The 15,259-nt window shown below is 59.5% G+C and carries 13 protein-coding genes; 1 reads left to right on the plus strand and 12 read right to left on the minus strand.

Annotation, left to right across the window (positions count from 1 at the left end; all coding sequences use genetic code 11):
- The first annotated feature begins 68 nt into the window (after positions 1–68).
- On the plus strand, positions 69–4,523 hold the full coding sequence (locus tag ACYQ15_RS16065) for a response regulator (RefSeq protein ID WP_459938514.1): 4,455 nt from the start codon (positions 69–71) through the stop codon (positions 4,521–4,523).
- Between the two features lie 45 nt (positions 4,524–4,568).
- Here ACYQ15_RS16065 and ACYQ15_RS16070 read toward each other — a convergent pair whose 3' ends face one another.
- The 12 genes from ACYQ15_RS16070 to ACYQ15_RS16125 form a co-directional block, all read right to left on the minus strand.
- On the minus strand, positions 4,569–5,861 hold the full coding sequence (locus ACYQ15_RS16070) for a glycosyltransferase family 4 protein (protein ID WP_459938515.1): 1,293 nt from the start codon (positions 5,859–5,861) through the stop codon (positions 4,569–4,571).
- Positions 5,862–6,095: 234 nt separating this feature from the next.
- Positions 6,096–6,452 (minus strand): DUF5615 family PIN-like protein, encoded by a 357-nt coding sequence (locus ACYQ15_RS16075; RefSeq protein ID WP_459938516.1) that lies wholly within the window; start codon positions 6,450–6,452, stop codon positions 6,096–6,098.
- Positions 6,436–6,693 (minus strand): DUF433 domain-containing protein, encoded by a 258-nt coding sequence (locus tag ACYQ15_RS16080; RefSeq protein WP_459938517.1) that lies wholly within the window; start codon positions 6,691–6,693, stop codon positions 6,436–6,438. The genes ACYQ15_RS16075 and ACYQ15_RS16080 overlap by 17 nt, the downstream gene beginning before the upstream one ends.
- A gap of 43 nt (positions 6,694–6,736) precedes the next feature.
- Positions 6,737–8,359: a glycosyltransferase gene (locus ACYQ15_RS16085; protein WP_459938518.1), complete on the minus strand. Its 1,623-nt coding sequence runs from the start codon at positions 8,357–8,359 to the stop codon at positions 6,737–6,739.
- 222 nt (positions 8,360–8,581) lie between these two features.
- Positions 8,582–9,988 (minus strand): ATP-binding protein, encoded by a 1,407-nt coding sequence (locus ACYQ15_RS16090; RefSeq protein ID WP_459938519.1) that lies wholly within the window; start codon positions 9,986–9,988, stop codon positions 8,582–8,584.
- Between the two features lie 64 nt (positions 9,989–10,052).
- Complete coding sequence (locus tag ACYQ15_RS16095; protein ID WP_459938520.1) at positions 10,053–10,769, minus strand: response regulator; 717 nt, start codon at positions 10,767–10,769, stop codon at positions 10,053–10,055.
- Positions 10,770–11,186: 417 nt separating this feature from the next.
- Positions 11,187–11,702 (minus strand): serine O-acetyltransferase, encoded by a 516-nt coding sequence (locus tag ACYQ15_RS16100; protein ID WP_459938521.1) that lies wholly within the window; start codon positions 11,700–11,702, stop codon positions 11,187–11,189.
- Positions 11,703–11,707: 5 nt separating this feature from the next.
- A complete protein-coding gene (locus ACYQ15_RS16105) occupies positions 11,708–12,682 on the minus strand; it encodes a glycosyltransferase family 2 protein (protein ID WP_459938522.1) in 975 nt (324 codons plus the stop codon).
- A 76-nt stretch (positions 12,683–12,758) separates the two neighbouring features.
- Positions 12,759–13,004 (minus strand): DUF2442 domain-containing protein, encoded by a 246-nt coding sequence (locus tag ACYQ15_RS16110; protein ID WP_459938523.1) that lies wholly within the window; start codon positions 13,002–13,004, stop codon positions 12,759–12,761.
- 43 nt (positions 13,005–13,047) lie between these two features.
- On the minus strand, positions 13,048–13,272 hold the full coding sequence (locus ACYQ15_RS16115) for a DUF4160 domain-containing protein (RefSeq protein ID WP_459938524.1): 225 nt from the start codon (positions 13,270–13,272) through the stop codon (positions 13,048–13,050).
- Between the two features lie 50 nt (positions 13,273–13,322).
- Positions 13,323–14,762: a GlgC family sugar phosphate nucleotidyltransferase gene (locus ACYQ15_RS16120; RefSeq protein WP_459938525.1), complete on the minus strand. Its 1,440-nt coding sequence runs from the start codon at positions 14,760–14,762 to the stop codon at positions 13,323–13,325.
- Positions 14,759–15,100, minus strand: coding sequence for an STAS domain-containing protein (locus tag ACYQ15_RS16125; RefSeq protein ID WP_459938526.1), 342 nt, complete (start codon positions 15,098–15,100; stop codon positions 14,759–14,761). Before ACYQ15_RS16125 ends, ACYQ15_RS16120 begins: the two co-directional genes overlap by 4 nt.
- Positions 15,101–15,259: the final 159 nt, after the last annotated feature.

A 15,259-nucleotide genomic window follows, 5' to 3' on the forward strand; every position in this document is an offset into this window, starting at 1 on the left:
AGTGCCCGGCCCTTTTGAGCAGTTGTGAGTCAAATTCGTAACTTCTTGCATTCCTTGGGAGTTTGAAAGTGGAACCAGGACAGACATCTGAAGATTTGGCCCAGACCTCCAAAATTTCCCCTGAAAAAACCTTGGATTCCAACACCCCCAAGAACAGCCCGGTCGTGCTGGCCAATTTCCTGTTTGTCACGCTTCTTGGGCTCTTTGTCCTGATCGGCGTGCTCCTTTCCCATTTTGAATCTGATCGTCACAAGCGGCAGGAGAGGGAAAACGTCCAGCAGGCCCTGGATGTCATGCAGTCGTCCCTCGCGTCGCGACTGTTCGCGAACATCCATAAAGTCTCCGCCGTGAAAGCCCTGGTGGCCATGAACCCCGATCTGACCCAGGATGATTTTGCCCGGGCCATGGAAGTCCAGTTTCGTGGAGAAAAAGATCTGCGGAACATCGGCCTTGCCCGCGACATGGTCATTCAATTTATGTACCCCATCGAAGGCAACGAAGCCGCGGTCGGTTTGGACTATACGACCCTTCCCGCCCAGTTCGAAGCCGTGGATCTGGCTCGAAGAGTCAATGAAATCGTGCTTGCCGGACCTCTTGCACTTGTCCAGGGGGGTGAGGGAATCATCGCCCGGATTCCCATAGCCAGAAGGGACGAGGGCACTGGTCAGGAAGAATTTTGGGGCATGGCTTCGGTGGTCATGAACAGTGACGAAATTTTTGCCGGAGCGGGAATTCGGGAAGAGCGGGATGGTCTGCGCGTCGCCATTCGGGGCAGGGACGCTCTCGGGGACAAGGGGGATGTGTTTTTTGGAGATCCGGTGGTCTTTGAACATTCTCCACTGACCAAGGTGATGGAACTGCCCTACGGAAGCTGGCAGATCGCGGCGATACCTTCCGCGGGGTGGCACGCGTCCCCGATACTCTTCACGCCCCTGCTCTGGGTCTATGTTCTTGGAGCAGTCACCATTCTTGCCTTCACCGCATTCATCGTTTTCCTGCTGCGCAAGAAGGACAGGATGGAGATTGAACAAACCATTTTTGCCCGCAGTCTCGAAGTTTTTTTGAAAGAAACAACTGACTTTGTCTATTACAAGGACATCAACAGCAGGTTCATTTTCTGCAGTCAGACGCTGGCTGATATCACCAATCATGGGCATTGGAAGGAGATGATCGGAAAGCACGATTTTGAGGTGTTTCCGCATGATACTGCGACGATTTACAATGAGGAAGAAAAACCTGTCTTCAAAGAAGGAAAGCCGGTTCTGAACAAGGTCAATCCATACTACAAGGAAAACGGTGAAACAGGATATGTCCAGACCAACAAATGGCCGGTTTTTGACGACAAGCAAAAAGTGATCGGCATTTTCGGCATCAGCAGGGACATTACCGAGCACAAGAAAGCTGTTGAAGACCTGGAGAATGAACGGAATCTTTTTGCCGCCGGTCCCGTGTTCACCATGGAATGGACTTCGCAACGAGATGGAAAATGTCCTGTAAAGTATGCTTCATCCAATGTTGGAAGGATTCTTGGATACAGTCCGGAAGAAATGATGCACCTGGATTTTCTGTATCCAGAAATCATTCATCCTGATGATCAGGACCGTATCATCAACGAACTCAAACACAATATCGCAAATCACATTGATACCTTCGAAACATCCTACAGATTGCGGACCAAAACCGGTCACTTCATCTGGGTTTACGATTTCACCCTGCTGGTTCGTGATGAAAAAGGACGCCTGGCGGGTATCCGCAGCTACATGTACGACCAAAGCGCCCAGAAACACGCGGAGGTCGAGCTGAGCGAAAGTTTGCAACGCTTCAGCGACCTGGTCGCCTACATGTCTGTGGGGGTGTACGTGTTCTGGATCCGGGCCGATGGACGACATGAGTTCGAATATCTCAGCGACGGATGGTGCGATATGACCCGCCTGCGTCGCGAAGAAGTGCTGGCCGATCCCACGGTTGCCTTCAATATGATCCATCCCGAAGAGCTGGAAAATTTCATTTTACTTAACCAGGAAGTTGTCAGAGAACGAAAGCGCTTTCATTGGGAAGGCCGGGTTGTCATCGATGGGGAGGTCCGCTTTGCACTGCTGGAATCGAATCCTGTTTTTTTTGACAACGGCGACAGCCGCTGGTTCGGAATCCAGCAGGACATCACCGAGAGGGTCCAAGACCAGGAGCGCCTGCTCGAGGCCAGAAAACAGGCCGATGCGGCCAGCAGGGCCAAAAGTGAATTCCTGGCCAACATGAGCCACGAAATCCGGACCCCGATGAACGGCGTGATCGGGATGACCGGACTGCTTCTGGAAACGGACCTGAACGACACTCAGCGTCGCTACGCGGAAACCGTGCGCGCCAGCGGCCAGACCCTGCTGGCGCTGCTCAACGACATTCTGGACTTCTCCAAGATCGAGTCCGGCAAGCTGGAACTGGAAGCCCTGGAATTTGACCTCCGGGACATGCTGGACAGCTTCGCGACCATGATGGCCTTCAAGGCCGAGGAAAAGGGTCTGGAATTCATTTGCGCCGCGGACCCGGACGTTCCGGACCGCCTGACCGGCGACTCCGGCCGCCTCCGCCAGATCCTGACCAACCTGGTCGGCAACGCGGTCAAGTTCACCGAGCAGGGCGAGGTGGTGGTGCGGGTGCAGGTGGCGGATGGAAATGCTGGAATGCTGGAATGCTGGAATGCTGAAATTGATAAAGCGGAAAGCGGAAAGCGGGAAGGGGAAAGCGAACGGCACGTGGTTGGCCACGCTGATGCGGAAGCCGCCGGCCACCAGCTACAAACCACACTGCTCTTCACCATCCGCGACACCGGCATCGGCATTCCAGCGGACAAGCTGGACGATTTGTTCCAGAGTTTTTCCCAGGTGGACGCTTCCATCACCCGGAAGTTCGGCGGCACCGGGCTGGGGCTGGCCATTTCCAAACAGTTGGCCGAAATGATGGGCGGCGAAGTGGGGGTGGAAAGCGTCGAAGGCCAAGGCTCCACCTTCTGGTTCACGGTCCGGCTGGGACTGGCCAAGGCCGCTCAGAAGCCGGAACCCGCTGATCTGCGAGACGTCCGCACCCTGATCGTGGACGACAACGCGACAAATCGTGAAATCCTGATGAACCGCTGCCAAGGTTGGGGTATGCGTCCGGACGAGGCCCCGGATGGCGCTCGGGCCCTGAACCTCCTGCACAAGGCCGTGGCCCAGGGTGACCCGTACCGTCTGGCCATCCTGGACATGCAATTGCCCGGCATGGATGGCGAAACCCTGGGGCAAATCATCTCCTCCGAGCCCACGCTGCACTCCCTGCGGACCGTGATGCTGACCTCCACGGGCCGTGAGGGCGATGCGAAGCGTCTGCAGGAAGCCGGTTTTTCCGCCCACCTGACCAAACCCGTACTCCACGGGGAACTCTTCGACTGCCTGACCATGGTTATGGCCAGGGACGGAGCCTCATCCGCGGAACTGATCACCCAACGTCCGGACGGAAAATCCGCCGGAGCCCGCAGAGATTTTTCCCGGTCCAACACCCGCATCCTCCTGGCCGAGGACAACCCCACCAACCAGCAGGTGATCCTGGCCATGCTGGACAACCTCGGCCTGACCGCCGACACCGTGGCCAACGGCGCCGAAGCCGTCCAGGCCCTGCGCACCATCCCCTACGACCTGGTGTTGATGGACATGCAGATGCCGGTCATGGACGGGCTGGCCGCGACGCGGGAGATCAGGGCAAGAGAAAAAGATAATGCTGGGATGCTGGAATGCTGGAATGCTGGATTTGAAGGCGGGGTGACGAATATCATATCCCCTTCCCAGTCAGACCAGCACAAGGCAGAACCAACATCATTACCGAAAGCATCCCAACATTCCACCATTCAAAAATCCCAGCATCCCAGCATTCCAGCATCCCACCATTCCAGAATCCCCATCATCGCCCTCACAGCCCACGCCATGCAGGGCTATCGGGAGCAGTGCCTGGAGGCGGGGATGGACGACTATCTGACCAAGCCGCTGGAACCGGCGCAATTGACGGAAATGTTGGAGAAATGGCTGCCGGTGCGGGACGAGGTGCAGACGGCGCGGGATGAAGCGGGGAGGCTTGGAGAGGATGACGGGAAATCAGAAAGCGGCCTTCAGGAAGCCGAGACCGGAGGACTGGATACAGGTGGCGCGGCACATGAAGACGCCCAACTCGCGGTGTTCAACAGGGCGGCGTTCATGGCTCGTGTTGCCGGAAAGAAAGAGCTGGCCGCCAGGATTCTTCAAGGATTCGTGAAAGAGAATCGGACGCGGGTGGCCAAACTGGCCCAGGTGGCCGACGAAGGCGACATCGCTGCTGTTCGGGAACATGCCCATGCCCTCAAGGGAACGGCCCTGCTCGTCTCGGCCGAAGCCCTGAGTGATGCGGCCAGCCGGATGGAGCAGGCCGGCAGGGCGGACGACCTTGCCGCCTGTCGGGAGTTGATGCCGCAAGTGGAGTTTGAGTTTCAGCGCCTGTGCGCTGTACTGGAATCGGAGTAGCCGGGTGTTGAGGTCATGATGCCCATGGACGGAAAAAATGACGGGCTACTGGTTGTCCGCATCCAGTTTGAGCGCCCTTCGCAACCGGCCGACATTCACGTCCAGGGCAAATTCCTCCTGGATGCGCAGCCGCGCCCGGGCTGCCATGGTCCTGCGCAGGTCCGGATCGGCCAGGAGATCTTTCAGGTAGTTGGCCAGGGCCGGGACGTCGTCCGGGGGGACAAGAAGGCCGTTTTCCCGGTGGTCGATCAGTTCCCGGATGGTCGGCAGGTCGCCGCTGACCGCGCAGACCCCGCAGGCCATGGCCTCCATCAGGACCACGGGAATCCCGTCCTTGTCCCCGGAAGCGTCGGTACGGCAGGGCAGGACGAAAATCGCGGCCTGGCGCAACTGTTTTCGGACCTCGGAATTGGGCCGGGAGCCGAGAAAGGTCACCACGTCCCCCAGGTCCAGGTCAGCGGCCAGCCTGTGCAGGGCCTCCCGCTCCGGACCATCGCCCACGATACGACAGGACAACTGCAAACCCTGGTCACGAACGGCAGCCACGGCGTGCAGCAGCAGGTCAAAACCCTTCTTGGGCACGAGGCGCCCCACGCCCAGGATCAGCGGCGGTTCGGACAAAAACCCGGCCGAGCTGTCAGAGGGCGGTGCAAACTCGGAAACGTCCACCCCGCAGCGGATCACGGGATACTCCTGGTCCGGCCGGTCCACGATGGTCTTGTAGAATTCACGGTGCCAATGGCTGATGCAGCTCACAAACACAGCCCGTTGCAGCTTTTCCGCCAGCAGGGAGCGATCCCGGAAGATGTCCGCTGCATGGCCGGTAAAGCTGAAGCCTACACCAAGCTGCCGGGCAGTGTACATGGCAATGGTCGTGGCCACATGGGCCATGTGGGCATGAATATGGCCCACGCCGCCGCGTCCGCGAATGCGCCGGGCCAGAGCCAGACCGGCCAGCCCCTGCCAGAGCACCTTGACCCGCCTGATGCCGGATATGTCCCCAGCCCTGACCGCGTCACCCAGGGCAATCATTCCCGTCCGTAGCGCGGACACAGGGTGCCCAAGCGTTTCCAGGGCGGCATCCAGGAGCAAACGCAACGGCCCTGGGCCATAGACCGGCACAACCTCCCTGGCCAGGTCTTGCAGCCGGGGTTCGTCCCAGGACTGCTCCGGAGCATGCACCGACGCCCCAAGAACCGACACCCCATAGTCCCGCAGGCCGAACAGCTCCCGGTAGACAAAGGTCTCCGAAAGCTTGGGCAGCCAGGGGGCGATGAAGAGGATCGAGGAAGAATTGGGCATGATCACGTGAAATGTATTGTTGGAGCGTTTGGTCAAATAAGACGTAACTGCTCAAAAGCTTGTGGCAATCAGCGGGTTGAATCCATGGAGCGCCGCACCCCAGTGCGGCAGCGGTGTAATGCACTCAGGACAAAGTTCCGGCTGGAGCGTGGCCCCAGTAGCTGAGTCACGAAACTCCATCCCGGAGACACTCCTTGCACGGTAAACCTCCTCGCCCGACCTTTTTGAGCAGTTACAAAAAGCCGAAGCAAAGGACCAAAAGCTGGTGATTCACGCTGGCAAAGGGCGGATACGGATTCTCCAATCATCCACGATGGCGAAATGACCTTGCCAGTCGTCACGGCTATCAAGAACTTCAAGCATACGTTGATTGTCCGATTGCGGATCGCTTCCAGTCAATCGGAACAACACGATTCCACACCGCGAGGGCAGTCTGAAGCGGAAGGCCAGTTCACCGAAATCCTTGTCATTGGTGATGACAAGACATTGGTCTGACTGGGCATATTGGAGAATTTCCGTATCCTTCGCACCGCGCATGGTTTCTTTAACCGAGATCACGTCATGCCCCGCTGAACGGAGTTTTTGAATCGCGCCCGCCGAGATGTTCTCGTTAGCGATAATGCGCATGAAAAGCTTCACTTCCTGGCGTCAAATAAACTCTTTCAGATTGCAACATTTGCCCGGCATAGGCCAAACACGCAAGAATATCCTCGCGTGACAAATGGTCGTATTCCGCAAGTATTTGTTCAGTGCTCCAGCCGCGTCCCAGCAGATCAACCACAAACTCAACGGATATTCGCGTTCCCTTGATCACGGGTTTTCCGACCAGGATGCCTGGGTCAATGATAATTCTGTCTTGCCAACGCATGGATTCTCTCCATTTTCAATTTTTATAATGGTTCCGCCCCTGCTCAAGAACCTCTCTCCTCAGCGGGCGGAATTATCCGGGCCGGGATGCCCACTGCGGTATGTCCAGGAGGCACGTCCTGAAGAACCACGCTCATGGCCCCGATCTTCGCGCCCTGGCCGATGCGGATGTCGCCCAGGACCTGGGCGTAGGCTCCGAACTCCACGTTGTCCTCGATCACCGGGACCGGCCCGTGCTCGACCTTGTTGCCGATGGTCACGCCCTGGCGCAAGGTGCAGCCCGCGCCCATCCGGACCTGTGAATGGATGAAAATATTGCCGAAATGGTGGATGCGCAAGCCGGGGCCGATGACCGTTTCCTTGGTGAAGCTGACCCCGGTCAGGGTTTCCACGATCCGGAACAGCAGCCAGTACAGACGGTCCAGAAACCAGCGGGACGGGCCGCGCCCGCGGCGGTCGTTCCACTGGCCGAAACGGTACACGGCCAGGGCCCACAGGGACTGCTCCCGGAAAAAGGCATGATGCGGATAGCGGGCCCGGTCCGCGGCCCAGGTTGAAGCCTCGCTCCGGGGAACGCCGCCGGTAGGCGGATCGCTTGCCGGTCCGCCGGCCAGAGCCGCGCCTTTGTACTCGATGAGCCGGGCCTGTCGTCCAGCCCGGTGATCCCGTGCATGGCGCAGATGGCCGACAAGCTGGGCCCACTTGCCCAGCATGGTCAGCAGGCCGAAGAGCAGGGCCTGGCGCCGGTCGTGCCGCCATGCTCCTTCTTTGCGGGCTATGCGCAGCACCTGGGTCGTCCACATCATCAGAGCAATGGCCAGGGCGAGCAGAACGCCCGTCATACCCGCGAAAAATGCGGATATGAGCACCAAAATTACGACAAGAGCCGACCAGCCCATAGTCCAGGTGCGCGTACTGCGGACCATGGCCGCAAAGGGGACATCCGACTTGGCTCCGCCCACTTTCAGGCAGCGCTGATAAACGTCCATGGACCCGTACCCGCCCCTGACCATGCGCCGCCACCACTGGCCGAAGCGCAGAATCTGGGCATCATGCACGGTCATCTCGCCAGGGATGCGCTGGATTTTCCAGCCGGCCCGGCGCAACCGGAAGCACAGCTCGGGTTCTTCGCCGGCGATGAGCGTCTCGTCAAAACCATTCACGCTGGAAAAGGCCGCCACGCGGTACAGGGCATCTCCCCCCACGGAGGCTACGCCACCCAGCGGCGCATCCCATTCCCGGTCGGCCATGGCGTTATAGATGGAGCGTTCCGGATAGCGTTCCCGGCGGCGTCCGCACACGGCCGCGACTTCGGGATGATCCTTCAGAAAGCGCAAGGCCGTTTCCACCCATCCGGAAACCACGCTGCAGTCGCCATCAAAAAAATGCACGTACTTGACGTCCGGCACCAGCTCTCGGACTCGTTGGAACCCGACGTTGCGCGCCCGGGCCATGGAAAAAGGCCTGGCCATGTCCAGATCGACCACGTCCGTACCCAGATTGCGGGCCAACTCCGTGCTGCCGTCCGTGGACCCCGAATCCACATACACCAGCGGCCCCCCCTGCCCCTGCAAGGACTCCAGACACCCCCGCAACCGCTCCCCCTCGTTGCGGCCGATGACTACGAGGCCCACGGGAATCTGCAAGGCGTGATCACTTTCGCTCATATGATCTCCTGGAGGGATGTTTTTGTCGGCATACTTCGCAAGTTCTGAATTTGTGACCTTTTGCCGCAGATCCAGTATGCTGATCTCCAACTCATCTTTCCGTAATATGCGTGAGGCTGTAGACCCGCCACTTTGGTTTCAGAAAAGATAAATGATTGCAGATGATTGCCTTATTCCGCCTTATTCCCGCCTTATTCCGCCTTATTCCCGCCTTATTCCGCCTTATTCCTCTGCTCTTTTCAGACGCCAGGCAGCCCCTTTGCCTCGCCCGAAAGAATCAATCAAACCCAGGCGCTTAAGGTGCTGAAGGTCGTCTCGTAACGTTCTCTCGGGTATGGGGTTTTCAAGGCTTTCCTGGATTTTTCGGAACGCCAACGAGGTTGAGTTGGCGAGGGCGTGGAGGATGATTCGTTGCCGTTTGGTCAGGTTGTGGGCCACCCGGAGTGGAGGGGTGTAGCCGCTGGGGAGGAAGCGAACCCAGACGCTGCCGGCTTGTTCGCCGAATTCCGGTTCGGGGTGACCGGCCTTGACGCAAAGTTCCACGATTTTCTGGGTGCCGCGCCCCCAGCGCTCGATCATTCCGCGAAGATAGAAAACCTGGGCGATAAGTGGGTTGCGTGGTCTGGAGGCGTGCTCGCGTTTGAGATCTTTGGGCTTGAGGCCGAAAGGCAGAAGTCCGTCGCTCCAGATTTCCAGGCGGTCGTCATAGATGGCCAGACTGACCGCGCCGCCGATGATGGTGTAATCCCGGTGACAAAAGGCGTTGACCAGGGCTTCCCGCAGGGCTTCCAGAGGAAAAAGCGGTTCGTCCTCCCGTTCAAACAGCCCGGGAATGATGCGGCCCGCCACGGGCAAATGGCGGCGCAGAAAGAGCATGGCTTCCTCAAGAAGAGCAAAGGCATGGCCTTCAATCTGGCGCTGATCCAGAAACAGGGACTTGTTTACACCCCGAAAACGGGCCATGCGCAACTGACACTGCGGATAATCCGGCATGAAGCGGGTTCCGAAGAGGACGATGGCCGCATTGTTGGGTTTGTCCAATAGAGCGAGGTTCAGGCGGTTCAGGATGTCAGGTACGTCGCTGCCAGTGGATTCCGGCAATCGACCAGCGGCAAGGCCAAGACGAACAGTGCGCAGTATTTCTTCTTGATCCAGGTCAGCGAGTTGAACCGCCACGGCAGGCTGGTTTTCCCAGCGCAGCCGCCCGGTGGCGCGTTCGCTGAGCAGCCGTTGGTACACTTCCCGGGGCATGATGGACGTCGTGGATTCGATGCGCTGATAGGGTCGGCCGTCAAAGATGTACGGTTGGCTTTCGACGTTGGTGAATGCCTCCAGTAGCAGTACCGCAAGGCCGTTTTCAAGGATGACGCGTTGCTGCGCAATGGTCGGGGCAGGCTCGAATTTTTGCAGGATATCCGCCAGCTCCCGCAGGGTCTTGTCCGTGAACTGCTGCCCAACAATCCGGCCTTCAGCGGTCACGCCAACCAGCACCTTGCCGCCGCTGGCGTTGAGCATGCCGCACAGGGTTTCAGCCGCCCGGCGCAATTGGGCCGTGGACTTTTTCAGTTCCAGTGTTGCCGACTCGCCACTGGTGACCAGTTCCTGCAATTCATCGAGCCGCATCATCATTCTCCAGGATCGCCTTCAACTCCGCCAGCAGTTCCAAATTCCGCTCTTTCCTTGACGCGACAGCTCACCGGTGCAGCCAGTCCATCAAATGCCAGCCTTGGACCAGGTCGATGCCCAGGGCGGACTTGAAAACGTAGAGCACGGTGAACACCCCGATGCCAATGAACAGGCCGGCCAGCATCAGCAGGGCCATGCTCAGGATGCCCATGCCGGTCCAGCCCAGCAGCGCATTGAACCGGCGCACGAGCCAGGGAGGCGGATCCGTTTCCTCCTGCTTGGCCGTGAGCAGGCAACCGGTTTTGGACCCGCGACAGAGGGCATGGGCCTTGATGGCCTTGCCCACGGCCTCGCGCATGCAGGGTGGCCCGGCCCGGTGTCCCACCAGAAGCAGCGCCTCGGCCACGGCCTTGCGCAATGCGCCGTGATCGTGGGGATCAGCGATATAGCGAAACGCCCCGGCCTCGTTGACGGCAGCCACGGCCAGATCCTCACGCGACGTATCCGGCGCGAAGATCCGGATTGCCGGAATCTCGCTCCGGCGCCGCAACTGCCCCAGCCAGGCTAGGCCGGACATGTCCGCAAGGGATGTGGAGCAGAGCACGACGCCGACCCCTCCACGAGCCAGTTCCCGCTCTCCTTCGTGGGCCGAGGACACCGGAACGACGGTAAAATCCGCTGCCAGGGCCGAGGCCAATCCCGACCGCACCGACTCGTCAGCGGCGGCTATCAGCACCACGGAATCCCGAACCAGTCCCTCCCTGCTCAACACATGCTCACCCATGCCCACTCACCCATAGCACAACTTCTGCATCGCCAATGACAATTGCATTGTTTCGCTTTAATCGCCGGATCAGGATATTGAACCACGGAGGACACGGAGAGCACGGGGAACATTTAGCAAAATGCCAGCTTGTCCTTCCCCGTGTGCCCCGTGCCCCCTGTGGTTTCATCTTCAGCAGCCTTGCAGGCCAACATAATACCGCCATCGAGCACCAATAACCGATGTAACTACTCGGCACACGTTATGTGATCTACCTCCGGCAATCGGGGTCGGGGTCGGTATCGGAATCGGTTTCGAGAACGTTGAGGCTCCCTCCGCACGGCTTCGCTTCCGATCCCGATCCCGATACCGACAGCGAGCCGAACTGGGCAACTGCGGCTCATGCTGAATAGTAATTAACCGATAACCGATAACCCCTCACCCACCCAACTTCCTGTTCGGCTTGATCTTCGCCGGAACGCCCACGGCAATGCTGTTGTCCGGAACGTCGGTAATGACCACGGCATTGGCACCGATGAACACGTTGTCGCCGATGGTGATTCCGCCCAGGATTTTCGCTCCGGCTCCGATGTTCACATTGTTGCCGATCCGGGGGGCGACCTTTTCATCCATGTTTTTGATGCCGATGGTAACGCCGTTGCGGACCACGCAGTCGTCGCCAAAGGAGGCGTAACCGCTGATGATGATGTTGCCGAAATGATCGATTCGGAAGTTGCGGCCTACGGGAGCTTCGCAGGGCATCTGGATGCCGCAGACGATCTGCACGAGCTTGAACAGGATCTTGTACAGCAGGGAAAAGGGCATCCGGATGATCTTCGGGCGCAGGCCGTAGCGCCAGCGCCCGAAGCGATAAACCACCATGGCCCAGAATCCCTGGGCAGCCCAGTCCCCCTTGTGGGCCTTCAAGTCCGCGCGGATGTTGGGAAAAATCATGATCGTCACCAGGGGGTTGCGGGAGCGGTCTTGCCCCATTGCGTGTCTTTCAGGGCCTGACGGATCAAGTGGATGATTGCCTGGGAATGTGTGGTTTTGGCCTGGGAAAGCGCGTCCCTGGACAAGGACTTCACGGCAATGCGCAACCGGTGCCAGATCAGCTCCAGGCCGGCATTGGCCAGCACCGAGACGAGCCCGCCGTGTTTGCGGTAGTACAAGTATTCGCTGCGGATCCGGAAATTGACCACCTGGGAGGAGGTTTGATCGTAGGCTTTGTCCTCCCTGGTCTTGCTGCTGGCTCCGCCGATGTGCTCCACCTCCGCCTCGGGGGTGAAGCAGACTTGCCATCCGGCCTTTCTGGCACGCAGGCACAGATCCGTTTCCTCGTAGTACATGAAAAACCGTTCGTCGAAAAAACCGATCTCCTCGAGCATTTTCCGGCGCAGCAGCGTGAAGGTGCCCGGAACCCAGTCCACTTCCCGGACCTGGTCATGGGCAAAGCCCCCGAAATCACGCCGGTTGAACAGCGGGGAGTCCGGATATTTGGTGCTCAAGCCGCTCAGCGCGAAAAACTTGGCCATTACGTTGGGAAAGCGCCGGGCCGAGGGACGCACCCCGCCATCCTGGTCCACGATGCGCCCCCCGCAAATTCCGCACCGGGGCATGCGGCGCATGAAATCCAGGACGCCGGCCATGGCGCCCTCCTTGACGAAGGCATCCGGATTGAGCAGCAGGATGAATTCGCCCCTGGCCAGGGCAAAGGCCTGATTGTTGGCCGCGGCAAAGCCCAGGTTCACGGTGTTGGCCAGCAGGGTGACCCCGGGGAACTCCTGGCGCACCATGTCCGGGGAACCGTCCCGGGAGTCGTTGTCCACGACGAACGTCTCCATCTCCAAACCGGATGCGTGAGCGAACAGCGCTTCCAGGCATTGACGCAGAATGTCACGGGTATTGTAGCTGACGATGACGACTGAGATCATGCGGAGTCCTGTGGAATGAGCGATGGATGAAGTGGCAACAGTGGGTTCATTGCTCTCGCATGGAATGCGGATAAGATCATTGCTTCGCAAGACGTTCGTATATCCGCTCCGGCGCGATGTCCGCGCCATTGGGCCAGCAGAGGGTGTTCAAGTCGATAAAAAAGGATCGAAAATACCCCGGATCGGAGAGAGGCGCGAACACTCCTCCCCGTCGAGGATAGTCCCCCAGGTCGACAACGCCTTGACTTCCATCGTCGAACCAGACCTCCACGCGAAAACCTTCCAGGTATCTTGCATCAATAACATGAGGTGATTTTTTCATGGCGACCTCCTTTTATCGCAACGGCGGTATCCAGTTCAGAGGCTCATTGTTTCGTGACCTTTTCCAATTCTCCATAAGGGCCTCGCCGTTTTTCAGCGCCAATTCCTGGATAACCGCACCGTTTTGACGGCATGTAGCCTTGGATCAGATTGCCCTGCAGGTCGAATTGCGCGTCGAGACCTTCATACAGCGCATGAAAATGAGGTGGAGGATGGTCATCGTAGTAGAAGTAGATCACGATTCCAAAAAACATGGATACACGGGGCATCTGATACCTCTTGTTTCCAAGACTGGTTTCCGGAAGCAAAATTGGCCGGCTCAGCTTCTGAACAATCCCGCAAACCGCCTGGCCACGAAGCGTCCCAAAATGCGCAGGTCTTCGAGGATGGAGCGGTGGTGGCTGTAGTAGTGCTCCTCGACCCGGTCCACCACAGGATCGCCGGGGTCGTCCCGCAGGTCGGCATAGCTGAGTACGGCGGGAAACGGAACCGGTTCGGCGTCAGGGGGCCGCTCCGCGAAGGCGGCTACCGGCGCCGGGCTGTCGGCCTTGGGGCGATGGCCGCACAGCCAGAGCCGGCCGGCGGCAGCCAGCAGGAACTGGGGGTAGCGATCCAGGCCCAGGGCCGTGAACAGCTTCAGGGCGGGGCCGACGGCTTCGGCATGGGGCGTGAAGATCGGCAATGTGATCGTGCTGTCCTTCCTGCCCTGGACCGGGCGCACGGCAAAAGACGCGCCTTTGGTCAACAGCCAGCCGAAGAGCAGGGCAAAGGGCACGGTCTGGGTCAGGGCGATCACGGCGGACGCGATCCGACTGAACAGCCGGTGGATCAATTCCGCGGGTCCCGGGAGGCGATGCACCGCGGCGACCATCCAGGGGTCCGGAATGGCCACCGCCGCGCCGCTGCCCGGGTCGATGACCATGTTCCCGGAGACGATCTTGCCCCGGATTTCCATGTTCCTTCCGATGAAGGTCCCGTCCAGGATCACCGCGTCAGCCACCTCGGCCTGGCGGTCCACGATAACATGGTTGCCCAGGACCGCGTTGGGACCGATGGTGGTCAGGGGGCCGATCCGGCAGTCGTTGCCGATCACCAGGGGCGGGAGCAGGTTTGCCGTGGCCGGAGTGATTACGTTGTAGCCGATGCAGGCCTGGTCCCTGGAGGCGTAGCCGGGTCGCAGATACCGCTCCATCTCCCCGGACACCAGGCGCATGTTCAGCTCATGGAACAGGGCCACGGAGTCGACAGTGATCATTTCCCGGCTCAGTTCCGTGAAGGAACGCGAATCCTGGGCCGTGGCCCCGGAATCCTGAACCAGGTGCTCCAAAAAATTCTGATCCGTGGTCAGCATGCAGCCGCCTCCCTGCGCATCCCGGTGCAGGAACGTGGCCTTTTCCGGCGGCTGGGTTGCGGGACCGTCCTGCGTCTTGCGCGGGAAAACAGGGCCATGGACCAGCAGGAGCCCCTGCCCGGTCCATTCCCCGGGGGCGCGGCGCAGGAACGCCGCCAGGTCCTGCCCCTGGCGCAGGAAGCTGTAGGCAATGTTCAGCCCCCAGCGCTCCCCCTCGCCCGCATAGGCCTCGATCCGGTCGGCGCCTTCGTCCAGGACCAGGCGGACATCCCTGATGCCCAGGTCAACGCACCACTCCAGCCAGTATTCCAGCAAGGGCCGGTTGCCGAAGGGAAGCAGGGGCCAGGGCGTCGGCCGCAGTTGCGCTGTCCAGGCCGTCAGGACGCCGGTATGGATGACGGCTTTCATGAAGCGACCCGCAGGGCCTCCTCCACGGAGTCGAAAATGTCGAAAATCTTGTAGGCCCGCGTGATCTCGAAAACCAGCCGGACTTCCTTGCGCAATCCGACCAGCTTGATGTCGCCCCCGGACTCGGTGGTTCTTTTGAGCATGGCGATCAGCGCGCCCAGGCCGGAACTGTCCATGAAGGAAATGCCGCTGAGATCCAGAACGACGGTCTTGACACTGGCCATGCCGGCCAGTGCGCCATGAAACTGCTCCCGAAAGGGATCCACATTGGCCGCGGTCAGCGTTCCTTCCGGCAGTGTCAGGACAATGACGCCTTCGCCGGCTTTGGCTGTTTGCATAATATACTCACTTGTTGAGAGGAATTGTGGTAACTGCTCAATTACTCTGGGCAGCCTCTCCTGGACCCCGGCCTGCGCCGGGGTGACGACCCAGGGTGCTCGCCAACAAGGCATTCCATTCCGTCATACCGGCGCAGGCCGGCGCGTTGCCGCTATCCA

The sequence above is a fragment of the Desulfonatronum parangueonense genome (assembly GCF_054656975.1).